The organism is Bradyrhizobium sp. USDA 4474 (assembly GCF_054057515.1).
Window position 1 is genome coordinate 5565495 of sequence record NZ_JBSRZJ010000002.1, and the last position, 24700, is coordinate 5590194.

Consider the following 24700-nt stretch of genomic DNA (forward strand, 5'->3'; position numbering starts at 1 on the left):
GGGCGCCGAGCCTCGTCGCGAAGCAGGATCCAGCCCGCGGCCCTCGCCCACACGAGGATCGACGTTGACGTCGACTTACCGTCTGGACAATTTTGCTGTCGCCTCGTTCGGCGGCGCTCGTCGGGTCCAGCCCTCGCCAGGTTTCTGTTGGCCGCGGCGATGAAAGGCTTGGCGGACCGGCCGACAGCGCCTCGAGGCGCCTTTCTGCAACGATTTCGGCGCCGGGTCAGGGCCGATTTGGCCCTCGCAGGGCGACCTGTTCGGCGGGCATGGCGCCAAAGCCTGACAACTCCACGGCCAATGACCGACCGCCCGGGCGTTCCACCAGAGAGCCCCGGCAATCGGCGCCGGTCTCGCGATGTGCTACCTAGCGATATCGCCTCGGTCCGGAGCCTCGATGCAACCTCCTCGTCCAGCCCTGCTTCGACACACGCTGATCGCAATATTCGCACTCGCGGCGATCGGGGCGGCGGGTTGGCTGGCTTACGTTCTGGCGCTCGATGCCGGCTTTGCGCGCATGCAGCGCGAGGCCAATGACCGGCTTGCGCTGATCGCCAGCACCTTCGATGCGACGGTCGCGCGCTATCGCTATCTGCCGGCGGTGCTGTCGCTCGCCGATCCCATCCGTGAGCTTTATCGCAGTCCAAAGGACGCCGCGGCGATCGCCGCCGCCAATCGCTACCTTCAATCCCTCAACCAGAGTGCGCGATCCGCGGAGCTATATGTGCTCGACAGTACCGGCCTCGCGCTGGCAGCGAGCAATTTCGACCAGGAGTCGAGTTTCGTCGGGCACGGCTACGCGTTCCGCGGCTACTTCGTCGATGCCATGCGCTTCGGCGAGGGCCATTATTACGCCGTCGGTGCAACGACCGGACAGCCCGGCTATTTCCTGTCGCATCGGATCACCGAGGGCGGCAAGACCCTCGGCGTCGCCGTGGTCAAGATCGATCTCTCCGCGCTCGAGGCCGAGTGGGCGCGTGCGGGCGACCTCGTGGCGATGGAGGATGAGAACGGCGTGATCTTTCTCGCCAGCCGCGAGGACTGGAAATATCGCCCGCTGGTGCCGGTCCCCGCCGCGCGCCTCGCAGAGCTGAACGCCGTGCAGCAATTCGGTCAGGCCATCGACCCGGCGCCGGTCTTCGTGCCCAAGGGCAATCGTCAGCGCATCCAGATCGGTCACGCGCGCGGCCGCGGCGATATCGAGCTCGGTGAGTACGCGCTTCAGATCCGTCCCGGCGACCAGGGCTGGAAGCTGCTGCTGTTCTCTGACGTGGTGGACGCCCGGCGCAACGCGGCGACGGTCGCGATCGCCGGCATGTTCGCCCTCATCGCGTCGCTGCTGGTGGTGCTGGTTGCCTATCAGCGGCGTCAGGTCGTCAGGGCCAAGCTCGACGCGCATGACGTTCTCGAGCGACGGGTAGCCGAGCGCACGGAGGAGCTGCGCCGCACCCTCGAAAGCCTCGTGCAGAGCGCCAAGCTCGCCAGCCTCGGTCAGGCGCTTGCCGGTGTCGCGCACGAGATCAACCAGCCGCTGGCGGCGCTGATCACGTACCTCGCGAGCAGCCGCGTCCTGCTCCGCCGCAACGAGGTCGATCGGGCGGCCGCAAACCTCGATCTGATGTCGTCGATCGCCGAGCGCATGAAAGCGCTGATCGATCATTTGCGGACGTTCGCGCGCAAGGAGACCGGCACGCGCAGCGCCGTCGCGCTCGCGCCCGTCATCGACAATGCGGTCCGCCTGCTGCACTACCGCATCGACCACGAGCAGATCGAGGTGGAGCGCCTCGCGCCTGCCGAGCCGCTCCATAGCCTCGCCAACCCGATCCGGCTCGAGCAGGTCGTGGTCAATCTGTTGTCGAATGCGATCGATGCCATGCGCGGGTCCGACCGGCGGGTGCTCCGGGTCGCGCTCTGCAAGGAAGGCACCAGTGCCATGATCGAGGTCGGCGACACCGGCGCCGGCATCCCACCCGAGCACCTCAAAGCGCTGTTCGACCCGTTCTTCACCACCAAGGAGACCGGCGAGGGGCTTGGCCTCGGGCTCTCGATCTCGTACGGGATCGTCAGGGAATTCGGAGGAGATATCTTGGTGGACAGCGCGCCGGGCAAGGGCTCGACTTTCAAGGTCGTCATCCCGCTCATGGATATCGCGTCGGGTGCGCAGCGGCAGGAATTGCAGGCATGAGCGGCTCCGTGCTCGTCGTCGACGACGAGGAGATCGTCCGCAATTCGGTGCGGCAATGGCTGGAACTCGGCGGCTTCACGGTCCGCGCCGCGGCCGGCGCCGACGAGGCCATGCGCCTGGTGAAAGACCTCCCGCCAGACGCCGTCCTGACCGATTTTCGCATGCCGCAGCGATCCGGCCTTGAATTGATGCGCGACATTCACCGCGCCGACCCGGACATTCCCGTGGTGCTCCTGACCGCGCATGGCGACGTGCCGCTGGCGGTGGCCGCGATGCGCGACGGCGCCTACGATCTGTTGCAGAAGCCTCACGATCCCGAGCTGCTCTCGGCGGTCATGACGCGCGCGGTCGAGCGGCGGCAGCTGAAATTGCAGCTTCGCCAGCTCGCAGATCGTCTCGCCGCGCCCGGCGCGATCGATGCGCGCCTGATCGGCCTGTCCAGGCCGACGCAAGCGGTGCGGGCCAGCGTGCTCGAACTCGCCGGCCATGATCGCGACGTGATCATCACCGGCGAGACCGGGACCGGCAAGGAGGTGGTGGCGCGGGCTCTGCACGATTTCGGGCCGCGCGCGAACGCCCCCTTTGTCGCCGTGAACTGCGCTGCGATTCCGGCCGAGCTGTTCGAGAGCGAATTGTTCGGCCATGAGGCCGGCGCCTTCACCGGCGCACGTGGCCCGCGCATCGGGAAATTCGAGCACGCCCATGGCGGCACGCTGCTGCTGGACGAGATCGAGAGCATGCCGCTTCCGTTCCAGGCCAAGATCCTGCGCGCCCTCCAGGAGCGCACGATCGAGCGGGTCGGCTCCAACAAGCTCCTGCCCGTCGATGTTCGCGTGGTCGCCGCCGCCAAGGGCGATCTCGCGGCCGCGAGCCGCCAGGGACGCTTTCGCTCCGACCTCTATTTCCGGCTTGCGGCGGCGGAGATCCACCTGCCGGCGCTGCGCGAGCGCGGCAACGACGTCCTGCTGCTGTTCGAGCATTTTGCCGCCGCTGCTGCCAGGGGCGCTGGTCGCGAGCTGTCGCCGCTGCGGGCGGACGATCTCGATGCGCTGCTCGCCCATGACTGGCCGGGCAATGTGCGCGAGTTGAAGAACGTTGCCGAGCGCTACGCGCTGGGGCTCGCGGCGACCGGCCGCAGCGTTGCCGAGATCCTTCGGCGCGGCGAGCCGGGAGCGCCGCAGCGGACGCTCGCCGATCGTGTCGCGGCCTATGAACGCGCGCTGATCGAGGCCGCCTTGCGCGAGCACGACTGGTCGATTGCCGCCGTCACCGAGGAGCTCGGCGTGCCGCGCCGGACGCTGAACGAGAAGATGGCGAAATACGCGTTGGCGCGGCCCGGCCGCAAGGAGCCCTGAGCCGGGAAGCCGTCGGCGGAAATCCGCTGATGGCGGCCGTCGCATCGGCGGATTCTTGCCGATGCCTTGGCCCTCGCGAGGCGATCCTCCTCGAAGATCTACCCTATTTCCAGCAGCTTTCCGTATTTCCGACGCGCCCCTCACGCTTGGCATGGCCGTTGCTGGAGCAGCGACGAAACCATCCGGTTTTCCAATAAATCAGCGGAGGAATGTCGTGAGTTCACAGGAAGCCTCAATTCAAACTGTCGGCGCACCCGTCACGGAGAGGCGCGCGAACACCGCCGACATGAAGCGCCGGCTGCGCGCGATCTTCGTCGGCTCGGTCGGCAATCTCGTCGAGTGGTACGATTTCTACGCTTATGCGGCGTTCTCGCTCTATTTTGCCAAGGCGTTTTTCCCTGACGGCGACGAGGTGGTGCAACAGCTCAATGCGGCGCTGCTGTTCGCGGCGGGCTTTCTGGTGCGCCCGCTCGGTGGCTGGCTGTTCGGCTATCTCGCTGATCGCCACGGCCGGCGCAATGCGCTGACACTGTCTGTCGTGATGATGTGCTTCGGCTCGCTGATCATCGCGGTGACGCCGACCTATGCCTCGATTGGCCTGGCCGCTCCCATCGTCCTCGGCCTTGCGCGAGTCCTGCAGGGGCTGAGCCTGGGCGGCGAGTACGGCACCAGCGCCACCTATCTCAGCGAGGTCGCCGACGAGAGGAATCGCGGCTTTTACTCCAGCTTCCAGTACGTGACGCTGATCGGCGGACAGCTCTGCGCCATCCTCGTGCTGCTTCTCCTGCAGAAGGTGTTTCTCTCGACCGACGAGATCCGCGCCTGGGGCTGGCGCGTGCCGTTTGCGTTCGGCGCCGTGCTCGCGGTCGTCGCTGCACTGATGCGCAGCAACCTTCACGAGACCGATGCCTTCAGGAGCAGCCAGGGTGCGACGAAGAGATCAGGCTCCATCCGCGCATTGCTGAACTATCCGCGCGAGCTGATGCTGGTGGTGGGCTTGACCATGGGCGGCACAGCGGCGTTCTACACCTACACCACCTATATGCAGAAATTTCTCCGTCTCTCGGTGAAGCTGACCGACGATCAGACCACCATGGTGACGGCGGGCAGCCTCGTCTTCGCGATGGTGCTGCAACCGGTCTATGGTGCGATATCCGACCGCATCGGGCGCAAATGGCTGCTGATCGGCTTCGGTGTGTCGGGCACGGTGTTCACCATCCCCCTGTTGACGTCACTGCAGGCCGCTCACGATGCATTTTCGGCGTTCCTGCTGATTGCCGCCGCCTGGATGATCGTATCGGGCTACACCGCGATCAATGCGGTGGTGAAGGCCGAGCTGTTTCCGACCAGCGTCCGCGCGACGGGGGTCGGGGTGCCCTATGCGCTGACGGTCTCGATCTTCGGCGGCACCGCCGAATCGATTGCGTTGTGGTTCAAGTCCGTTGGTCACGAAAGCTGGTTTTACTGGTACCTGACCGGCTGCATCGCAGTGTCGCTGCTGGTCTACCTGACGATGCGTGACACGAGGACGATGTCTGCGATGAACCGCCACGAATAGGTTTGTTCAGGCAAACGGCGCGGCCGAGATCGACCGCGCCGTCCTGAGTTTCCAGTACAGAGCGTCAGTACTCGTCTGGTGCGAACGCGCGACATCATCTGCGCGCCACCAATACCCCCACCAGGAACGCCACCATCAAAGATGGCAGCGGGGCCTCACGCACCATGCCGCGAACGATGTCGGACCAGTGCTGATCCGGAACGAGTCTCGGCGACCTGACTTCGGCGACCGGCTTGATACCCCACTCTGACGCGAGGTCGGCGATTTCGCTTGAGGCCAGGCGCACGCCGTCACGCACACGGAAGATCGCCGCATCCGCACGGTCGCGGGGCGCAAGCGGCATCACCGTCGCAATCGCTGTGCGCAACGTCATCTCGCCGTAGCCTTGCAGCCGTACCAATTCCTCGGGGTCGGAGGTCATGCGATTGTTTCCTCACAGCGCGAAGTGGCGCGCGATGGTGAAAACCATCGTCGCACACAGGACCAGCGTGGAAACCGCGCCGGCCACACCGCGTGCGAGATGGGCTCGCGTCAGGTGCCTGGTCATGATTCTGCTCCATGCTCACCATGGAAATGGCCGGGCTGGATGTTGGTTCCTTGAGCCGAGCCGAATCATCGAGGCCTGACTACTTCCGCAGCAATTCCCCCAGCGCCGCCGTCGCCTCCGCGCAGCGGATGTCGTCGATCTCCCGCGACAGGCTGAGCGCGCTGGATTTCAGCTCGTCGATCTTCCAGCTTTCCGGATGCTGCTTTTCGAGCTGGCTGAGACGCTTATTCAAATCGTCCAATTTCGACTGAAGCTGCCCGATGCTGGCGGCCCCATTCACGTTCCAAACGCGCTGTGCACGCATTCTCATTCCCCTGATAGTCTCACGGCCTTGTGAGCAGGGTTCGTGGCGGCAATGGGCGTTTCTTTTGTCCAGTCTTAGATCGTCTGGAACCGTTGCAGATCGGCAACGAAAGCGGCGGTGCGCACCGCGCGGCAGCTGCCTCGTCCTCCCTGGAATATTCCATTTTGCCGAAATTTGGAGGGGCGCGGCGGTGATCAGATCAGCCAAAAGCTCGGGCGAACGGCGCTCGGAGTGGTTCCGAGGACGGAATTCACAACGTCGTGTCTTTATTCGGAAACGATCATTTCCTAATATGTCACAATGCAAAAAGCCGTCGCAAAATCCGAGCCATCGGTCCATCCGCCCGGCCGGCCCCGGGAGTTTGACATGGATACCGCGCTGGACGGTGCCATCAGGGTATTTTGCGAGCGCGGCTATCATGCCACCTCGATTGGAGACCTCACCGCGGCCATGCGCCTTGCGACGGGCAGCGTCTACAAGGCCTTTCGCGACAAGCATGCCGTTTTCCTGGCCGCGTTCGAGCGTTACGTCGCGGTGCGTGGGGAGCAAACCCGCAGGGCGGCCGCGCGCGGTGCGAACGGCCGCGACAAGGTGCGCCGTGTGCTCCTGTCCTATGTCGAGCACTCCCAGGGCAGCGAGGGACGCCGCGGCTGCATCGTGGTCGGCAGTGCGATCGAGCTGTCGGCGGTCGATCCGGTGATGCGTGCGCGCGTCACGGCGCAGCTCAAGACCAACGAGGCCTTCCTCGCCGGTCTGATTCGCGAAGGGCAGGCTGACGGCTCGATTGCCCACCATGTCGAAGCCGACGACACCGCGCGGCTGATGATCTGCGTGACGCAGGGCCTGCGCGTCGTCGGCAAGGCACGCGTGCCGCTCGACGGCGAACGCCTGGTCGGCGTCGCGATGAAGCTGCTTGCCTGAATTTTTGCCAAATTAGGAAATGAACGTTTCCTATATGAGGAAATCGGAGACGCTGCAATGACGATGAATGCCACGATCGACGCCACGCCCGGGAGGGATTGCGGTGTCGCAGCGACTGACCTTCGTGCTCGCCGCGGCCTGTGGCATGGTCGCCGCCAACATCTACTACGCCCAGCCACTGATCGCCCCGATCAGTGCCGCGCTCGGCCTGTCGCATGCCGCCGCCGGCCTCATCGTGACGATGACGCAGATCGGCTATGGCACGGGCTTGCTCTTCATCGTGCCGCTCGGCGATCTCGTCGAGAACCGAACGTTGATCTGCACCGTCATTGCGCTCGGCGCGGCGGCACTCGTCGCGGCCGGGTTTGCGACCCATGCGTTGCCGTTCCTGATCGCGGCACTGTTCATCGGGCTCGGCTCGGTCGCGGTGCAGATCATCATCCCCTATGCCGCGCATCTCGCGCCGGAAGCCATTCGCGGCCGCGTCGTCGGTAACGTTTCGACCGGGTTGATGCTGGGCATCATGCTGGCGCGACCGGCCTCGAGCTTCGTCACCGCGGCGTTGTCGTGGCACGCGGTGTTCTTCTGCTCGGCGGCATTGATGGTCTCACTGATTGCTGTGCTTCGCCTCACGCTGCCGAAGCGCAAGCCGGTTGCGCGGATGCATTACGGCACGCTGCTGCTGTCGATGCCGCATCTGGTGCGCACCATGCCGCTGCTCAGGCGGCGCGCGCTCTACCAGGCCGGCCTGTTCGGCGCCTTCACCCTGTTCTGGACGGTGGTGCCGCTGCAACTCGCGAGCCAATTCGGCTTCGCCCAGAGCGGCATCGCGCTGTTCGCGCTGGCCGGCGTCTCCGGTGTGTTCGCGGCGCCGATCGCGGGACGGCTGGCCGATCGTGGTCATAGCCGCAGCGCCACGATTGCCGCGATGCTGTCCGTCGCGCTTGGCTTCCTGGTGACCCATATCGGCGCGGCCGGATCGATGCTCAACCTCGCCTGTCTCACTGTGGCCGCGATCGCGATCGATTTCGGCGTGCAGGGCAATGTCGTGCTCGGCTTCCGCGCCATCTTCGTGCTCGGGCACGAGCATCGCAGCCGCCTCAACGGGCTCTATATGGCGACGTTCTTCGCCGCCGGTGCGGCCGGATCCGCGCTCGGCACCTGGGCGTTCGCGCAAGGCGGCTGGACGCTGGCCTCGGCCATTGGCCTTGTGCTGCCGGTCGCCAGTCTGCTCTACGCGGCCACCGAATAGCGGTATGATTGTATTCCGAGGCCGTTTACCACGCCTTGGATCGGGCGGTCCCGCGGGTGCAGTTTCGGCCTCGCAGATTCCCTGCAGCTGTAGTACTTTGGTCGCAAGCGGCCGGGTCAACGGCGGCAGGGGAGGCGCTATGAGGCGTGCGGGACTGGTTGACGTAGCGCGACTACGGCCATGGTCGTGGCAGGCATTTCTGCTCGGATTCGTTTTGGTCGCATCATCGGCTGCACTTCAGGGCATCTGCGTCGCCCTCGGCGTAAAGCTCTATTTCGCGGCGTTCGTGCCCAGCATTTTCGTCGTTGGCATCCTCGCCGGCGCACCGGCGGCGGCGTTCGCCGCGCTGATCACCGTTCCCCTGGTATGGTGGGCCTTCATGCCGCCCTTCTTCGAGATCACCCCGCTGAGCACCGCCGATGCGGATTCCATCAACCTGTTCTTCCTGCTCGCCGTGCTCGCGATCGGCCTCGCCGATCTCTGCCGCGCGAGCATGATGATCAATCGAGGCGGCGGGTTGAAGCCTTCGGGCGAGAGCGCGGCAACGAATTCGCAATGAACGGCGGCGCGCGAGCAGCGCGTTGCGCTTGCGCAACAGTCCGGCAACCATCCGCACAGCTGCATCGCGCCGCTAACTTTTCAAAAAAGATTTGGCCGCAATTTCTCCCGCGGGATTACGAGGGAGTTTTCGACATGAACGGACTCGCCATTTTCGAGAACGTGCGCCGCTATCGCGGCATCGCATCGCTCTATCGCCAGACCGCGGCGTTTCGGCCGGGCCAGCGCTGGTCGCTGTTGGAGCAGGCCGGCGAGTGGGAAGCTCGCGCGCTCTCGGAGCTGGAAGCCTATTTCGCGGCCCGCGCCGATCACGCGGCTCCGCTCGCTGCCTGAAGCATTGGGCCATACCCGTGGCGACTACGGAGTTACCCCGGCATCTGCGTGTGCTAGCGACTTGCCGGGATCTCCACGACGGCCGGGACGCGCGATGACCACCTTCAACCGCATTTTCACGACAGAACGCCTGCTCCAGATCATCGTCATCCTGGCGGCGACGATCGCGATGAAGCTGATGGGCTGAACGCTCGCCGAGCGCCATCGCTCGCCGAGATCGGGCACCTCGGACAGATGGTTCGAGCCTTCCGAGCCCGGGAAATCGAACATCGCCTGCGCCGGCGGCAGGCGCACCTGGTCGCTGCGGCGGATCAGATGCCATTGCCGCACGATCGGCAGGCCCGCGGCGTCGAGCACGATGAGGCGGCCTTCGGCGAGTTCGGCGCCACCGTGTGCGCCAGGATGAAAGGCGATGCCGAGCCCGCGATCGCCGCCTGCTTGACGGTCTCGTTGCCGCGTGCCGCCGGTTGTGCCAAGGCATGTCACTTCCCCGGTGTGCTACGGGGATTGCCGCTGAGACAATCAACCTCTTTCAGGCCGCGGTAACCAACGCGTCCGAGGCGAACTTTCGATTAACGGTCGCGCAATCCTAAGCGTCGCAACCTGCAGTCCAGGGGCGCCGAGAGAGCGTGGGGATGCGGATCGAAGACATTTGCGGGCATGACGCCCGCACGCGGCGTCAAGCGATGGTTTGAGCATGCACCGCTTGTTCGTCGAGCAGCTTCGCTGCGCCACCGATGAGTCCGGACAGGTTGATCTCGCCAAGCTGGGCGAGCTCGTCAGCGCGGCCTATGAGGCCAGCGATCGCGAGCGCCAGCGGGTTATCGAGGCAAGCGCCCACTCGCCCGATGAGGTCGAGCAGGATCTGCTGCGGACCCAGGAATTCCTCGATACCATCGTCGAGAACATTCCGATTGCCGTGTTCGCGAAATGCGCGAAGGATTCCCGCTACATCCTGCTCAACCGCGCCGGCGAGGACTATTACGGCCTGACGCGCGAGCAGATGCTGGGCCGGACGCCGGAGGAGATATTCCCGCCTGACGTCGCCCGCATGGTCAACGAGCAGGACCGCAGGGTTGTCGCCAGCGGCATGCCGATGTTCCTCGAGGAACATCTGATCGAGGTCGGCGTGAAGGGCCATGACCGCGTCATCAACTCGCGCAAGATGCTGATCACGGACGGCTCAGGCGATCCGCAATATCTCGTTGGCGTAATCGAGGACGTGACCGAGCGCGTCAACACCCAGGAGCGCATCAGTCACCTTGCGCAACATGACGCGCTGACCGACCTGCCGAACCGCAGCGCATTCAACGCGGCGCTCGCCGAGCGGCTGGAACGCGCGCAGAAGGCGTCGACCAGCTTTGCGGTGCTGAGCCTCGATCTCGACCGCTTCAAGGACGTCAACGATGTGTTCGGCCATCCCGTCGGCGATATGATGATGCGGGCAACCGCCGAGCGTCTTGCCGCGGAAGCCGACGGCGCCTTCGTCGCCCGCATCGGCGGCGATGAGTTCATGATCCTGATGCCCGACGACGCCAGGCGCGAAGACGTGCTGTCGCTGGCCGAGCGCCTGGTCGAGGCAATCGGCAAGGAACTCGAGGTCGACGACTATCTGCCCCATGTCGGCCTCAGCGTCGGCATCGCAGTTTATCCCGATGACGGCCCCGATGCCGCGACGCTGCTGGCGAACGCCGATTCGGCGCTGTATCGCGCCAAGCGCGAGGGGCGGGGCAGGGTCTGCTTCTTTGAAACCGAGATGGACCGGGAACTGCGCGACCGCCGGCTGCTGCAGCACGATCTGCGTCAGGCGATGGAGCAGAACGAACTCCTGATCTACTTCCAGCCACAGGCGCGGATGGACGGCGAGATCATCGGATTCGAGGTGCTGCTGCGCTGGAAGCATCCGACGCGCGGTTTCGTGCCGCCGGACCAGTTCATTCCGCTTGCCGAGGAGAACGGGCTGATCATCCAGATTGGCGAATGGGTCTTGCGGGAGGCGTGCCGGGAGGCAGCTTCCTGGCCGCGGCCGTTGCAGGTCGGCGTCAATCTGTCGCCGGTCCAGTTCCAGGCTGGCGATCTCGAACGATCTATCCATCAAATCCTGCTGGAGACGGGGCTCGCGCCGACACGGCTCGAAGTCGAGATCACCGAGGGCGTGCTGATCGGCGATTTCGGCCGCGCCGTCAACCTGCTGCGGCGGCTGAAGGCGCTCGGCATCCGCATCGCGATGGACGATTTCGGCACAGGGTATTCATCGTTGTCTTATTTGCAGTCGTTCCCGTTCGACAAGATCAAGATCGATCGCAGCTTCATCCTGAACCTCGGGGCGACGCCGCAGTCGGCGGAGATCGTCCGTGCGGTCCTGAGCCTTGCACACGCCCTGCACATTCCGGTCGTTGCGGAGGGGGTGGAGACGGAGTTGCAGCGCGCCTTCCTGGCAGGTGAGACTTGTGAGGAGATGCAGGGCTATCTGATCGGCCGCCCCGAACCGATCGAACATTATTTCGATTTGATCAGCATCAACGTCGAACGTCGCCGTTACGCCTTGTGAGTTCCGATCGCGTGGCCCGATAGGAACCAACGCGCCTCTGCGCATTTCCTAAAAGTTAACGCAGGTTAAGCGCGGGCGCGCAAAAAATGTTTTGCACAACCGCCATCGGCGTGACGCAAATCAGGGTAATAAGACCTGCAATTGCGAGGGAGGGTCTCATGGAGAACGTACGTCGCTACCGCGCGCTGGCGTCCCTCTGTCGCCAGCAGGCGGCCTATCGGCCGCTCCAGAACTGGCAGCTGCTCGGTCAGGCCGAACATTTCGAACATCTCGCCGAGATCGCATTGAAGGCGCATTTCGACGCTTGCAATGCGCAACCCGAAGAGGACGCCACCGGCGACGCGGCATGGGAACATCCAGCTGCGGCCTGAGGGTGCTTTCGTCATTGCTCGGAAGAATTCCCCTGCGGCGGCCCGCCGCACGACCTTTGCCAAGAATTAATCGCGTGGACGGGACGTCGTAAGGTGACGATCTCCATGTTGGGTGCAAGGCGACTTACCCAACATGGAGATTTCGACATGACCCATCGCGAGAATTCCGACACCACCAGGACCCGTAGGATTCTGAAGCCGCGCCGGATTGCGCTGCTCGGCACCGTGGCCGCGCTTGGCGTGGCCGTGCTGGTTGCTTCTCCCGCGTCAACGCCGTTCGGCGTGACTTCCCTGATTTCGCCGGCGCAGGCAGCTGACAGCGCAGCGACGCCGCCGGGCTTCGCCGACCTCGTCAGCAAGGTCAAGCCGGCCGTCATCTCCGTGCGGGTGAAGATCGACCGCGACAACGACAAGAGCGCGATGCTGCAACAGAACCGGATGGATCAGGACGAGGATTCGCCGTTCGAGCAGTTCGGCTTCCGCTTCCCGGGCGGGATGAATGGCATGCCGCACCAGCATCACCAGGTGATCACGGGCGAGGGCTCCGGGTTCTTCATCTCCGCAGACGGCTATGCCGTGACCAATAACCATGTCGTCGACCACGCCGAGTCGGTGCAGGTGACGACGGACGACGGCACGATTTACACCGCGAAGGTGGTCGGCACCGACCCGAAGACCGATCTCGCGTTGATCAAGGTGGAGGGCAAGACGAACTTCCCGTTCGTGAAATTCTCCGATCAGAAGCCGCGGATCGGCGACTGGGTGGTCGCTGTCGGCAATCCCTTCGGCCTCGGCGGCACCGTGACGGCCGGCATCGTCTCGGCCAGTGGCCGCGATATCGGCAACGGTCCTTACGACGACTTCATCCAGATCGATGCGCCGATCAACAAGGGCAATTCCGGCGGTCCGGCCTTCGACATGAACGGCAATGTGATCGGCGTGAACACTGCGATCTATTCGCCGTCGGGCGGCTCGGTCGGCATCGGTTTCGATATTCCGTCCGCGACTGCAAAGCTCGTCGTCGCCCAGCTGAAGGACAAGGGGGCAGTGACCCGCGGCTGGCTCGGCGTGCAGGTGCAGCCGGTGACCGCGGAGATCGCCGACAGCCTCGGCCTCAAGGCGGCGCGCGGTGCGATCGTCGACAACCCGCAGGATGGCAGCCCGGCGGCGAAGGCCGGCATCGAGGCGGGCGACGTCATCACCGCCGTCAACGGCACGGCGATCAAGGACTCGCGCGATCTCGCCCGCACCATCGCCGGGTTGGCGCCGGGCACATCGGTGAAGCTCGACGTCCTCCACAACGGCGACAGCAAGACCGTGACACTTGCGCTCGGCGAGCTGCCGAATGAACAACAGGCCAAAGCCGACGCGGGCAAAACGCAGCAGGCCCCCGGCACGCCGCGCCTCGGCCTCAGCCTGGCGCCGGCCGGCGAGGTTCAGGGTGCAGGCCAGAAGGGCGTCGTGGTCACCGAAGTCGACCCGCAGGGACCGGCGGCACAGCATGGCATCCAGACCGGCGACGTCATTCTCAATGTCGGCGGCAAGGCGGTCGCCAATGTCGGCGACGTTCGCTCCGAACTGGCCCAGGCCAAATCGTCGGGCAAGCACAGCGTGCTGTTGCAGGTGAAGAACGCGGAGGCGACCCACTTCGTCGCGGTGCCGCTCGCATAGCCTCGCGCTCTCGATGGCAAAGTCAAAAGGCGGCCTGTGGGCCGCCTTTTTCGTGCGCGCGCGCGAGATACCCACAGGGCACCGATAACATTCTCGTTAACGGCAGCAATGGTGACCGGTTCGCCCGAAAAAGCCGCGTTCGCAAGTCAGACTTCGGAATAGTGTGTTGTGCTTCGGCTGCAATGAAGCCGCCGAGGTGAATTGCAAGAGTGAAACGTCACGGCCGGCTGTTTTGTGGAACCGACCGGCGGTTCGCATTTGATCGGTGCCGACATGGATCGATTGAAGCTCTCGCTGAAGCTTGCGCTGCTCGTAGCGCCGCTTGTGCTGTGGACCGGAAGCGCCTCGGGGCGCGATGACGGCCGCTTCACCGACTCGCCGCTCAAGCCCTGGTTCGACAGCCTGCGCAGCCATCTTGGTCCGTGCTGCTCCGATGCCGACGGCGTCGCTGTGGCCGACCCCGATTGGGAGTCCCACAATGGGCACTATCGAGTCCGTCTCGACGGGGAGTGGGTGGAGGTCCCCGATGAAGCCGTGATCACCGAGCCGAACCGCGCCGGCCGCACCATGGTGTGGCCGGTCAAGACTGTGTTCGGTGTTTCGATCCGCTGCTTCATGCCTGGCAGCATGATCTGACGCCGCGTCATCGCTTGCTGGATTTGCGCTTCGAGCTCTTCCTGGTCGTCTTTCTCTTGGTCGCCTTCTTGGACGTCTTCTTCTTGGACGTCTTCCGCTTCGACGCCTTCTTCGGGACCTTCTTGCCCTTCGCGCGCGCTTCGGACAAACCGATTGCGATCGCCTGCTTGCGGCTCTTCACGCGTCCGCCGCGACCGCCCGGTCCGCTCTTGGCGGTTCCCTTCTTGTAACGGCGCATTTCGCGCTCGACGTCGCTGCCGGCACTGCGTGAGTAGCGGCGCTTCTTTGCCTTGCGTGCCATCAACTCTCTCCCTTGGCCCAAGGAAAGAACCGTATTGCTGACGCAACGTTCCAACGGCGCGGGTCGCGCTTCAGAAGGAGTTCGCGAGTTCGATTTCCGCCTCCAGCACCTGGATGCGGCGCGCGGCTTCGGCAAAGGACAGAGCGCGATCGTACTGGGCTGGCTGATAGGCCTCTTCGCTGAGCCGTTTCAGCCGCAGCCCCTGGGCCCGGGTCATCTGATCCATGAGAAAAGCCTTGGCCTCATATTTACCGTGAACCTGCATGTCCGCTCTCCATCTCGAATTCGTGGCTTGACTATATGTTCTTATTTTGTTCTAACAAGCCATGGACAACCGAATTAATGAAATTCGACGCAAAATCAGGGCCTTGAGGCTTGAGATGGCCGATATCGAGGCGACCGTGCGCGATCTCGTCAATCGCGATCGAGACTGCACCGAACGGGTTCAGGCGCAGATGGATCTGCGCCGGAAAATCACTCTGCTGATCGCCGAATGGAAAGCCGCAGGCGGCGGCGAGGTGTTGCCCGACAGCCGTGACCGGGTGCGCCTTCGTCCGCCGAAGAGCGAGAGCAAGGCGGCAAGCGTGGCTGCGCCGCGCTGAAGCAGACGATGCATGTGCTGGATGGAGGCTTGTGGTGGAGGAAGACCCGGACACCTACCGGATTCTGAAACTGCGCGCCGAGATCCTCGAATTGGGCTCCGCGATCCGGCAGTTGCAGCGCGAGGGCCTCGACGATGCTGCGGCCCAGATCCTGATCATGCGCAAGCGGGCCAGGCTTGACCACCTCGTGAAGACAGCCTCCGCCGGCGGCTGCCTTAACATCACTGACATCCGACGCAGCTAAAGCAGTCGCGCAACGCGACATGCTGGAGCTCGTCCATGCCGCATGCCGACATGACCGCCGCGCTGCAGGCGGTGCTCGATGAAGTCTGCGCGGACATTCCCCCGGGGGATACGACGTTGCGCGAGCGCGTCGCCGCGAGCTTGCGTGCAGCCGCGCGCGAGGATGATTGCTCTCTCGAGGATTTGAAACAGGTCGGCCGCCGCGCACTGACCCGCACGCCGACGATGTGGCGTTAAGGGACGTCCGGCCGGAAAGCCCCGCGTCACCGCGGGGCTCCTATTGCGGCGCTTACTTGCTCGTACCGTTCTGGGGCTTGGTCATGCTGCCGCCCTGGTCGCTGCCGGGGCCGGCGCCACCCTGGCCCGACGCGTCGGGAGCAACGTTCTTCTTCATGTTCGCTCCCGTCGTGGTCTGCGACATGGAGGAATGGTGCTTCTTGTGCGACTTGGCCTGCGCGGCGAACGGCGCGGCGGCGAGGCCGGTTGCCAGCATCACGGCAAGAGCGAGCTTGATCGTCTTCATGTGAAGGAACTCCCTGAGTTGAATTGACGCAGGCAGCCAACCGCTTTCGGTCGCAGGAGTTCCGAACAAAGTGTCAAGATTGCTTGTCCTCGCTGAGGATGAATACAATTCCCGTCAGCGCTGCGCCAATCGCAAACGTCGTCACCAGAGTCGCGGCAAAAACGAATGCCGCCGAACGCCCGCTCTGGTTCAGCAACTCGGCGACCGCAGGATTGGCCAGGATGAGCGCGAGCGTGAATGCAAGACCGAGTGCCGCGCCCATCATCGCGTGCGTCATCAACTTGATGACGCCGGTGGAAGAGATGAGGCTCGACGATTTTTTTGCGCGCATGGCTCTGCCGCTCGAACTGGCAGGCAAACGCGAGCGACGATCGCGGGTTCCAGCCCCGTGAAAGAATTGTCATGACCCGCTTCATCCGGCGTTCATCCGGGCCTTGCGAAGATGGATCACCGTCAACACGGGAACATTTGATATGGGTAAAGTGGTCTTTCTCTATCGCTCGTTGGCGTACCGTAACGCGGCGGCCGACATGCTGCGCAAGGCGCGCAAGCTGCCGCGCGGTGCCGAGCGCAGCGCGGCCCGCCGTTATGCGACGGCCTTGCGCGATCTTGCGCAGACGGAAGCCTGGCTCGAGGGGCGCGTCGCCGACGAGCCGCGGCCGATGCCGCGATTGAAACTCGCTGCGTCGCGTTAACCGGAGGCGCGCTGAAGCTCCAGAGAGTCGCTGGCTTCGAACTTGTCCTGCGCTTCCGATGTTGCCGCGCTCTTGCGCGTCAACGGAACGTCGAGGCGGCACAACAGGCCCTCCGGACGCCAATCAAATTGCGCCTGTCCGCCGAGTTGGGATTCCACACTGGCCAGCAGGCTTCTCGTTCCGAAGCCACGCGCTTTCGGCGCTCTGACCCGGGGACCGCCGGTTTCTTCCCAAGTCAAGGTGAGGAGATCGTTCTCGGCCTGCCAGCCGATCGTGAGCCGTCCCGACCGTGTCGAGAGCGCGCCATACTTCGCCGAATTGGTGAAGAGCTCGTGCAGCGCCAGCGCCAGTGTCTGCGCCGTCGCCGGCAGCAATTGCACCTCCGGGCCCGCAAACTTGATCTGTCCGCCCACCGAGTAGGGTGCAAGCTCCTCCTCGATCAGCCTCGATAGCTCGGCGCCCCGCCAGCTCGACAGCGACAGGATGGTGTGCACGCGCGCGAGCGCGTTGATGCGGCCCTCGACCGCGTTGACATAAGCCTTGACCTCGTCGGCGCGGGTCAGGCGCACGATCGACTGTGCGAGCGCGAGTGCGTTCTTGGCGCGATGATCGACCTCGCGCGCCAGCAGGTTCTGTCGCTCCTCGGCGCGCTTGCGTTCGGTGATGTCGACCGTGACGCCGCTCACCCGCACGACGCGGCCGTTGGGATCGACGGTTGCGGCCGCCGTGCCGACGCACCAGCGCACCTCGCCATCAGGCCGGCGGATACGAAACTCGCCTTCATAGGCGTGAGTGCCGGTGTTGAAGGCGGCAATGGCCCGGCTGAACTGGTCGGCGTCGTCGGGATGCAGCAGTGCCTGGACGCTGGCCGAGGTGACGTTGAAGGTCTCCGGCGTCACGCCGAAAATGCGGTACTGGCCCTCGTCCCACATCCAGTCGCCGTTGATCCAATCCCAATCCCAGGATCCCATCTTGCCTGCAGCGATCGCCATGCTGCGACGCTCTTCGCTCTCGCGCAGCTTTGCGGTGGAATTCTCGAGCTCAGCCGTGCGGGCGCGGACGCGATCCTCGAGATCCTGGTTCAGCCGTTCGAGCTCGCGCGTCTTGCGGTACAGCTCGGCAAACACCTTGACCTTGGCACGTAGCACCTCCGGTATGACAGGCACCGGCACGTAGTCGACCGCGCCCATCTCGTAGCCGCGCAAGCGGTCGATGTCGCTGACTTGAATCGCCGAGATGAAGATCATCGCAGTCTTCTGGAAGCGCGGATGCTCGCGGATCATCGCGGCGAGCTCGAAGCCATCGAGCTCGGGCATGCAGACGTCGACCAGGATCACCGCGATCTCGGTCTTGAGCAGCACCTCCAGCGCCTCGCGGCCTGACGAGGCGATCACGAGGTTCTCGCCGAGTTCCTTCAGGATCACCTCGTAAGCAAGCAGCTTGGCCGGCTGGTCGTCGACGAGGAGGATATTGACCTTTTCATGGTCCATTCGCGGATCCCACTCAGCGATGCAGCCACATGCGGATTGCAAGCAGCAATTGATCGGTATTGACGGGCTTTGCCAGATAATCCGAGGCGCCGGCCTCCAGGCATTTTTCGCGGTCGCCCTTCATCGCCTTCGCCGTCAGCGCGATGATCGGCAGGCGCAGGAACGCCGGGTTCTCCCGGATCACGCCGATGGTCTGATAGCCATCCATCTGCGGCATCATGATGTCCATGAGCACGATGGCGATTTCAGGGTTGGATTCGACCAGCGTCACCGCCTCGCGGCCGGTGGTCGCCGTCAGCACTTTCATGCCGCGGCGCTCCAGCACGCTCGATAGCGCGAAGATGTTGCGGGCATCGTCGTCGACGAGCAGTGCGGTCTTGCCGATCAGATCCTCGTCGGAACTATTCAGCTTCTCCAGCATGCGCTGCTTCTCGACCGGCAGCTCCGTGATCACGCGATGCAGGAACAACGCGGTCTCGTCGAGCAGGCGCTCGGGCGATTCCACGCCCTTGACCACGATGCTGCGCGCCATGGTGTGGAGTTCGGCATCCTCTTCCGCGGAGAGTTCACGGCCGGTGAACACCACCACGGGAACGTTCGACAGCGCATCGTCGCGACGGATCTGGTCCAGCACCTCGAAGCCGCTCATGTCGGGCAGCCTGAGATCGAGCACCACGCAATCGCAGGGCACCTCGCGCAGCGTCGAGAGTGCGCCGGCACCGGTGTCGGTGGTGACGATCTCGATGTCGTCGTGATGCAGCAGCTCCCGGATCGACAGCTGCTCGGCTGCGTTGTCCTCGACGATCAGGAGCCGCTTGCGCCTGGGACGCGCATATTCCTTGATTTGGGTCAGCGCCGCGGCGACGCCCTCGGTCGTCGTCGGCTTGTTGACGAAGGAGAACGCGCCGCGGGCCAGCGCATGCTGGCGATCCTCGTCGAGGGTAATGATCTGCACGGGAATGTGGCGCGTCAGCGGGTTGTGCTTGAGCTGGCTCAACACCGTCCAGCCGAGCATGTCGGGCAGGAACACGTCCAGTGAAACGGCGCTCGGCTGGTATTGCTTGGCAAGCTCGAGCGCTTCGGCGCCGCGCGCGGCCACGAGCACCTTGAACCCCTTGTCGCGTGCAAGATCCACCAGGATGCGGGCATAGTGCGGATCGTCCTCGACGATCAGGAGGATGCTGTCGCCGGGTTCGAGATTGAGCCGGTCGTCGGGTAGCTGCTCGATGACGCGTTCGGGCGCAGCGGCGATCGGCTGAAGCGCCGGCGTCTGATTGTATTGCTGCGGCGCCGGCGTCGCGCGGGGCGCCAATGTCGGGCCCGAATATTTCAGCGGCAGATACAGCGTGAAGGTCGAGCCTATGCCCGGGGAGCTGCGCAGATGGATCTCGCCCCCGAGCAGGCTCGCGAGCTCGCGGCTGATGGCAAGGCCGAGACCGGTGCCGCCGTATTTGCGGCTGGTGCCGGCATCCGCCTGCTGGAACGCCTCGAAGATCAGCTTTTGTTTCTCGGGCGGAATGCCGATCCCGGTATCGGAGACCTCGAAGGCGATGACGGCCGGCGCAGAGTTCAGCACCGGATGATCCGTGCTCCAGCCGCCGAGCGCGCCGGCGACCTTCAGCCGTACCTCGCCTTCGGCGGTGAACTTGAAGGCGTTGGAGAGCAGGTTCTTCAACACCTGCTGCAAGCGCTTGGAGTCGGTGACGATGCTGCGCGCGAGGTTCGGATCGACGTCGATCTTGAACGAGAGATTGCGGTTCTCCGCCTCGTGGCGGAACGGCCGCCCGACCGTCTCGAGCAGGTTCGTCGTGAGGATTTCCTCGGCGTCAACAGTCACCGTGCCGGATTCGATCTTGGAGAGATCGAGAATGTCGCTGATGAGGTTGAGGAGATCGGTGCCGGCGCCGTGGATGGTGCGGGCGAACTCGACCTGCTTGGCGGAGAGGTTGCCGTCCGGATTGTCGGTGAGCTGCTGGCCGAGGATCAGGATCGAATTCAGCGGCGTGCGCAGCTCGTGGCTCATATTGGCCAGGAATTCCGACTTGTACTTCGAGGTCAGGGCGAGCTCGGTCGCCTTTTCCTCGAGCGCGCGGCGGGCCTGCTCGATTTCCTGATTCTTGCGCTCGACCTCGACGTTACGCTCGGCGAGCTGCTGGGCCTTCTGCTCGAGCTGGTCGTTGGTCTGCTGCAATTCGCGCTGCTGCGTCTGCAGCTCGCCGGCGAGCTGCTGCGACTGCTTGAGCAGGCCTTCGGTCTGCATGGTCGCTTCGATCGAATTGAGCACGATGCCGATGGAGTCCGTCAGCTGCTCCAGGAACGTCATCTGCGAGGTCGTGAACGTGGTGAGCGAGGCGAGCTCGATCACCGCCTTGACCTGGCCCTCGAACAGCACAGGCAGCACCACGAGGTTCTTCGGTGCGACGCGGATCAGCGCCGAATTGATCGGCACCACGTCGGCGGGAATGTCGGCGACCACGCGGGGACGCCGGTCGAGCGCGCACTGGCCGATCAGGCCGTCGCCGAACGGCAACACGCGTGGATAGGGATAAACGCCGTCGCCGGCATACGAGGCGAGCAGCAGCAACTGCGGATTGTCCTCGCTCTCGACCTGGTAGATCACGCCGGTATGTGCGTTCACCAATGGCGACAGCTCGGTCAGCAGCAATCGGCCGACGGTGGTCAGATCGCGTTGGCCCTGCAGCATGTTGGTGAATTTTGCGAGGTTGGTCTTCAGCCAATCCTGCTCGGTGTTCAGCTCCGTCGTCAGACGGAGGTTCGTGATCATCGTGTTGATGTTGTCTTTCAGCTCGGCGACTTCGCCGCGGGCGTCGACCTGAATCGACCGCGTCAAGTCGCCCTTGGTCACGGCGGTCGCCACTTCCGCGATCGCGCGCACCTGCGAGGTGAGGTTGGCTGCCAGCAGGTTGACGTTGCCGGTGAGATCTTTCCAGGTACCGGCCGCGCCGGGCACGTCGGCCTGACCGCCCAATCGACCTTCGACGCCGACCTCGCGCGCCACCGAGCTCACCTGATCGGCGAAGGTCGCGAGCGTCTCGGTCATGTTGTTGATGGTGTCGGCGAGCGCCGCGACTTCGCCCTTCGACTTCACCGTGAGGTTCTGCTTGAGGTCGCCATTGGCGACCGCGGTCACCACCTTGACGATGCCGCGGACCTGCTCGGTCAGGTTCGCCGCCATGAAGTTGACGGTATCAGTGAGATCCTTCCAGGTGCCGGCCACTCCGGGCACCTGCGCCTGGCCCCCGAGCTCGCCTTCGGTGCCGACTTCGCGCGCCACGCGGGTGACTTCACCGGCAAAGGCGTTGAGCTGGTCCACCATGGTGTTGATGGTGTTTTTCAGCTCGAGGATTTCGCCCTTCACGTCCACGGTAATCTTGCGCGACAAGTCCCCGCGCGCCACGGCGGTGGTGACTTCGGCGATATTGCGGACCTGCGTGGTGAGGTTTGCGGCGAGCAGATTGACGTTGTCGGTGAGGTCCTTCCAGGTGCCGCCGACGCCGGGCACGACGGCCTGACCGCCCAGCCGGCCCTCGGTGCCGACCTCGCGCGCGACGCGCGTCACTTCGGCGGCGAAGGAGCGGAGCTGCTCCACCATGGTGTTGAGGGTGTCCTTGAGCAGCAGGATTTCGCCGCGCACGTCCACCGTGATCTTCTTGGACAAATCGCCGCCGGCGATCGCGGTCGCGACCTCGGCGATGTTGCGGACCTGGGCCGTCAGGTTCGAGGCCATGAAGTTGACGTTGTCGGTGAGGTCCTTCCAGGTGCCGGCAACCCCCGGCACTTCGGCCTGGCCGCCGAGCTTGCCTTCGGTGCCGACCTCGCGTGCGACGCGCGTGACTTCGCCGGCAAAGCCATTGAGCTGGTCCACCATGGTGTTGATGGTGTTTTTCAGCTCGAGGATTTCGCCCTTCACGTCCACGGTGATCTTGCGCGACAAGTCGCCGCGCGCCACGGCCGTCGTCACCTCGGCGATGTTGCGGACCTGCGCGGTGAGGTTGCCGGCCATCGAATTCACGGAGTCCGTCAGATCCTTCCAGGTGCCGGCGACGCCGGGCACGTTGGCTTGGCCTCCCAAACGTCCCTCGGTGCCGACCTCGCGCGCGACGCGCGTCACCTCGCCGGCGAAGCGGTTGAGCTGGTCGACCATGGTGTTGAGGGTGTCCTTCAGCTGAAGGATCTCGCCGCGAACGTCCACCGTGATCTTGCGCGAGAGGTCGCCGCCGGCGATCGCGGTCGCGACCTCGGCGATGTTGCGGACCTGGGCCGTGAGGTTACCCGCCATCGAGTTCACGTTGTCGGTGAGATCCTTCCAGGTGCCGGCGACGCCCGTCACCTGGGCCTGACCGCCGAGCTTGCCTTCGGTGCCGACCTCGCGCGCGACGCGCGTGACTTCGCCGGCGAAAGCGTTGAGCTGGTCCACCATGGTGTTGAGCGTTTCCTTCAGCTGAAGGATCTCGCCCGATACGTTCACCGTGATCTTCTTGGACAGATCGCCCTTGGCGACGGCAGTGGCGACCTCGGCGATGTTGCGGACCTGACCGGTGAGGTTCGAGGCCATCGAGTTGACGGAGTCGGTGAGATCCTTCCAGGTGCCGGCGACGCCGCGCACCTGGGCCTGACCACCGAGCTTGCCTTCGGTGCCGACCTCGCGCGCGACGCGCGTGACTTCGCCGGCGAAGGCGTTGAGCTGGTCCACCATTGTGTTGATGGTGTCTTTCAGCTCCAGAATTTCGCCGCGCACGTCCACGGTGATCTTCTTGGACAAATCGCCGCCGGCGACGGCTGTCGTCACCTCGGCGATGTTGCGAACCTGAGCGGTCAGGTTCGACGCCATCGAGTTCACGCTTTCCGTGAGGTCCTTCCAGGTGCCGGCAACGCCGAGCACGTTGGCCTGGCCACCCAATCGTCCCTCGGTGCCGACCTCGCGGGCGACACGCGTGACTTCGCCGGCAAACGCATTGAGCTGGTCCACGCAGGTGTTGAGCGTCTCCTTCAGCTGAAGGATCTCGCCCGACACGTTCACGGTGATCTTCTTCGACAAGTCGCCGCCCGCGATCGCGGTGGCGACGTCGGCGATGTTGCGGACCTGCGCGGTCAGGTTCGACGCCATGAAGTTGACGTTGTCGGTGAGGTCCTTCCAGGTGCCGGCGACGCCCGGCACCTGCGCCTGGCCGCCGAGCTTGCCTTCGGTGCCGACCTCGCGAGCCACGCGCGTCACTTCGGAGGCGAAGGAGTTGAGCTGGTCCACCATGGTGTTGATGGTGTCCTTCAGCTCGAGGATTTCGCCGCGCACGTCGACCGTGATCTTGCGGGACAAGTCGCCGCGCGCCACGGCGGTGGTCACGTTGGCGATGTTACGGACCTGTGCGGTCAAGTTACCGCACATCGCGTTGACGGAGTCGGTGAGGTCTTTCCAGGTGCCGGCGACACCTGGCACGATGGCTTGACCGCCGAGCTTGCCGTCGGTGCCGACTTCGCGCGCGACGCGCGTCACTTCGGAAGCGAAGGAGCGCAACTGGTCCACCATGGTGTTGATGGCTTCCTTGAGCTGAAGGATCTCGCCGCGCACGTCGACCGTGATCTTCTTGGACAAGTCGCCGTTGGCGACCGCGATCGTCACCTCGGCGATGTTGCGAACCTGGTTGGTCAGGTTGTTCGCCATCGAGTTGACGCTCTCGGTCAAGTCCTTCCAGACGCCGGTCACCTCAGGCACCTGGGCCTGGCCGCCGAGCTTGCCCTCGGTGCCGACCTCGCGCGCGACGCGCGTCACCTCGGAGGTGAACACGCCGAGCTGCTTGATCATCGTGTTGACGATGGTTGCCGATTGCAGGAATTCACCGCGCAGCGGGCGGCCCTCGACGTCGAGCTTGACGGTCTGGATCAGGTCGCCCTGCGCCACGGCCGCGACCGCGCGGGTCACCTCGCGGGTTGGCCACAACAGATCGTCGATCAGCGTGTTGACGGAGCCTTCCATGTCGGCCCAGGAGCCGCTGGCGAGCCCGAACTTCACGCGCTGCCGGGTCTTGCCTTCGCGTCCGACCACCTGGCCGACCAGCTCGAGCTGCTGCGCCATGCGCTGGTTGGCCGCGATGATGTCGTTGAGAGTGTCGGCAATCTTGCCGTCGATGCCGAGATAATCGCCGCTCATGCGCACCGAAAAATCGCCGCTGCGCATCGCCTGAAGCGCGAGCAGCAGTTCGGCCCGGGAATCCGGCTCCGAGGTGCCATTGGGTTTGGCTTTTGGGACGCGACGACCGGAGCGTGATGCTGTTCCGGAATCGAGGTCGCTCATTCTCATTTCCCCCGCAGGCGCCGGCCGAATCCAATGGCGTGACGCGACTGTTCAAATAGAGCGTCAGCCAAATTCGAAATCAAGCGCCACGGTTGCGACGCGAGGAATTGGAACTCGCCGTGCTCAGCCCGGCTGAAGTAACCGCGAGGGTTGCCGAGAGTTCCAATGGATTACGTAAAAATTCTCTCCCCTTAGCACGGGTTAAGATTGTTCCAATTCCGAAACTCCGGGTCTACTTGCCCAGGAACGCCCGCACGGGCCGGGAGGTTAGCTCGCAAAGACAGGGAGACCTCA

General features: G+C 64.4%; 23 protein-coding genes and 1 pseudogene. 15 read left to right on the plus strand and 9 right to left on the minus strand.

Going from position 1 to position 24700, the window contains the following annotated elements:
- The first annotated feature begins 397 nt into the window (after positions 1 to 397).
- The 3 genes from ACVW16_RS27780 (at position 398) to ACVW16_RS27790 (ending at position 5098) form a co-directional block, all read left to right on the plus strand.
- Positions 398 to 2185 carry a sensor histidine kinase gene (locus ACVW16_RS27780; protein WP_456737942.1) on the plus strand — a complete coding sequence of 596 codons (1788 nt, stop codon included), beginning with the start codon at positions 398 to 400 and terminating at the stop codon, positions 2183 to 2185.
- On the plus strand, positions 2182 to 3540 hold the full coding sequence (locus ACVW16_RS27785; RefSeq protein ID WP_456737943.1) for a sigma-54-dependent transcriptional regulator: 1359 nt from the start codon (positions 2182 to 2184) through the stop codon (positions 3538 to 3540). The genes ACVW16_RS27780 and ACVW16_RS27785 overlap by 4 nt, the downstream gene beginning before the upstream one ends.
- 286 nt (positions 3541 to 3826) lie before the next feature.
- On the plus strand, positions 3827 to 5098 hold the full coding sequence (locus ACVW16_RS27790; RefSeq protein ID WP_456705200.1) for an MFS transporter: 1272 nt from the start codon (positions 3827 to 3829) through the stop codon (positions 5096 to 5098).
- Between the two features lie 94 nt (positions 5099 to 5192).
- Here ACVW16_RS27790 and ACVW16_RS27795 read toward each other — a convergent pair whose 3' ends face one another.
- Together ACVW16_RS27795 and ACVW16_RS27800 are read right to left on the minus strand one after the other, a co-directional pair.
- Positions 5193 to 5519, minus strand: coding sequence for a hypothetical protein (locus ACVW16_RS27795; protein WP_456702229.1), 327 nt, complete (start codon positions 5517 to 5519; stop codon positions 5193 to 5195).
- Between the two features lie 205 nt (positions 5520 to 5724).
- Positions 5725 to 5949 carry a hypothetical protein gene (locus ACVW16_RS27800; RefSeq protein ID WP_456702230.1) on the minus strand — a complete coding sequence of 75 codons (225 nt, stop codon included), beginning with the start codon at positions 5947 to 5949 and terminating at the stop codon, positions 5725 to 5727.
- Between the two features lie 366 nt (positions 5950 to 6315).
- On the opposite strand from ACVW16_RS27800, the gene ACVW16_RS27805 reads away from it, so the two are divergent.
- The 4 genes from ACVW16_RS27805 (at position 6316) to ACVW16_RS27820 (ending at position 9013) form a co-directional block, all read left to right on the plus strand.
- Positions 6316 to 6870, plus strand: coding sequence for a TetR/AcrR family transcriptional regulator (locus ACVW16_RS27805; protein ID WP_456702231.1), 555 nt, complete (start codon positions 6316 to 6318; stop codon positions 6868 to 6870).
- Between the two features lie 67 nt (positions 6871 to 6937).
- Positions 6938 to 8122 carry an MFS transporter gene (locus tag ACVW16_RS27810; RefSeq protein WP_456802529.1) on the plus strand — a complete coding sequence of 395 codons (1185 nt, stop codon included), beginning with the start codon at positions 6938 to 6940 and terminating at the stop codon, positions 8120 to 8122.
- Positions 8123 to 8336: 214 nt separating this feature from the next.
- Entirely contained in the window at positions 8337 to 8681 is a 345-nt protein-coding gene (locus tag ACVW16_RS27815) for a DUF4118 domain-containing protein (RefSeq protein ID WP_456702233.1), read from the plus strand.
- Between the two features lie 134 nt (positions 8682 to 8815).
- Positions 8816 to 9013, plus strand: coding sequence for a hypothetical protein (locus ACVW16_RS27820; RefSeq protein WP_456702234.1), 198 nt, complete (start codon positions 8816 to 8818; stop codon positions 9011 to 9013).
- Between the two features lie 204 nt (positions 9014 to 9217).
- Here ACVW16_RS27820 and ACVW16_RS27825 read toward each other — a convergent pair.
- Positions 9218 to 9465, minus strand: a pseudogene (locus ACVW16_RS27825) (LysR substrate-binding domain-containing protein); the annotation flags it as partial.
- A 245-nt stretch (positions 9466 to 9710) separates the two neighbouring features.
- On the opposite strand from ACVW16_RS27825, the gene ACVW16_RS27830 reads away from it, so the two are divergent.
- The 4 genes from ACVW16_RS27830 to ACVW16_RS27845 all read left to right on the plus strand — a co-directional run bounded on the left by ACVW16_RS27830 (position 9711) and on the right by ACVW16_RS27845 (position 14242).
- Positions 9711 to 11564, plus strand: a complete 1854-nt coding sequence (locus ACVW16_RS27830) for a putative bifunctional diguanylate cyclase/phosphodiesterase (RefSeq protein WP_456802530.1) — start codon at positions 9711 to 9713, stop codon at positions 11562 to 11564.
- 158 nt (positions 11565 to 11722) lie between these two features.
- On the plus strand, positions 11723 to 11935 hold the full coding sequence (locus tag ACVW16_RS27835) for a hypothetical protein (RefSeq protein WP_456702236.1): 213 nt from the start codon (positions 11723 to 11725) through the stop codon (positions 11933 to 11935).
- A gap of 147 nt (positions 11936 to 12082) precedes the next feature.
- Complete coding sequence (locus ACVW16_RS27840) at positions 12083 to 13606, plus strand: Do family serine endopeptidase (protein WP_456737945.1); 1524 nt, start codon at positions 12083 to 12085, stop codon at positions 13604 to 13606.
- A 273-nt stretch (positions 13607 to 13879) separates the two neighbouring features.
- Positions 13880 to 14242 carry a hypothetical protein gene (locus ACVW16_RS27845; protein ID WP_456737946.1) on the plus strand — a complete coding sequence of 121 codons (363 nt, stop codon included), beginning with the start codon at positions 13880 to 13882 and terminating at the stop codon, positions 14240 to 14242.
- A gap of 7 nt (positions 14243 to 14249) precedes the next feature.
- Here the strand turns inward: ACVW16_RS27845 and ACVW16_RS27850 are convergent, their stop codons facing one another.
- On the minus strand, positions 14250 to 14543 hold the full coding sequence (locus ACVW16_RS27850) for a DUF6496 domain-containing protein (protein ID WP_456702239.1): 294 nt from the start codon (positions 14541 to 14543) through the stop codon (positions 14250 to 14252).
- 70 nt (positions 14544 to 14613) lie between these two features.
- The gene (locus ACVW16_RS27855; RefSeq protein WP_456702240.1) at positions 14614 to 14808 is read right to left on the minus strand and encodes a DUF3072 domain-containing protein; all 195 of its coding nucleotides are present in this window, start codon (positions 14806 to 14808) and stop codon (positions 14614 to 14616) included.
- Positions 14809 to 14923: 115 nt separating this feature from the next.
- Here ACVW16_RS27855 and ACVW16_RS27860 point away from each other — a divergent pair, with 115 nt between their 5' ends.
- From ACVW16_RS27860 to ACVW16_RS27870, 3 genes are read left to right on the plus strand one after another with little or no spacing between them, the layout of a single operon-like run.
- Positions 14924 to 15145 carry a hypothetical protein gene (locus ACVW16_RS27860; protein WP_456737947.1) on the plus strand — a complete coding sequence of 74 codons (222 nt, stop codon included), beginning with the start codon at positions 14924 to 14926 and terminating at the stop codon, positions 15143 to 15145.
- A gap of 34 nt (positions 15146 to 15179) precedes the next feature.
- On the plus strand, positions 15180 to 15389 hold the full coding sequence (locus tag ACVW16_RS27865; RefSeq protein WP_456737948.1) for a hypothetical protein: 210 nt from the start codon (positions 15180 to 15182) through the stop codon (positions 15387 to 15389).
- 35 nt (positions 15390 to 15424) lie between these two features.
- Entirely contained in the window at positions 15425 to 15625 is a 201-nt protein-coding gene (locus ACVW16_RS27870; RefSeq protein ID WP_456702243.1) for a hypothetical protein, read from the plus strand.
- A gap of 52 nt (positions 15626 to 15677) precedes the next feature.
- On the opposite strand, the gene ACVW16_RS27875 is transcribed toward ACVW16_RS27870, so the two are convergent.
- Positions 15678 to 15911 (minus strand): hypothetical protein, encoded by a 234-nt coding sequence (locus ACVW16_RS27875; protein ID WP_456702244.1) that lies wholly within the window; start codon positions 15909 to 15911, stop codon positions 15678 to 15680.
- Positions 15912 to 15984: 73 nt separating this feature from the next.
- Complete coding sequence (locus tag ACVW16_RS27880; RefSeq protein ID WP_456737949.1) at positions 15985 to 16242, minus strand: hypothetical protein; 258 nt, start codon at positions 16240 to 16242, stop codon at positions 15985 to 15987.
- A gap of 142 nt (positions 16243 to 16384) precedes the next feature.
- Here ACVW16_RS27880 and ACVW16_RS27885 point away from each other — a divergent pair, with 142 nt between their 5' ends.
- On the plus strand, positions 16385 to 16606 hold the full coding sequence (locus tag ACVW16_RS27885) for a hypothetical protein (protein WP_456702246.1): 222 nt from the start codon (positions 16385 to 16387) through the stop codon (positions 16604 to 16606).
- Here ACVW16_RS27885 and ACVW16_RS27890 read toward each other — a convergent pair.
- Together ACVW16_RS27890 and ACVW16_RS27895 are read right to left on the minus strand one after the other, a co-directional pair.
- Positions 16603 to 18096: an HWE histidine kinase domain-containing protein gene (locus ACVW16_RS27890; protein ID WP_456702247.1), complete on the minus strand. Its 1494-nt coding sequence runs from the start codon at positions 18094 to 18096 to the stop codon at positions 16603 to 16605. The two genes, ACVW16_RS27885 and ACVW16_RS27890, sit on opposite strands and share 4 nt — an antisense overlap.
- Positions 18097 to 18109: 13 nt before the next feature.
- Entirely contained in the window at positions 18110 to 24406 is a 6297-nt protein-coding gene (locus ACVW16_RS27895; protein WP_456702248.1) for a HAMP domain-containing protein, read from the minus strand.
- Positions 24407 to 24700: the final 294 nt, after the last annotated feature.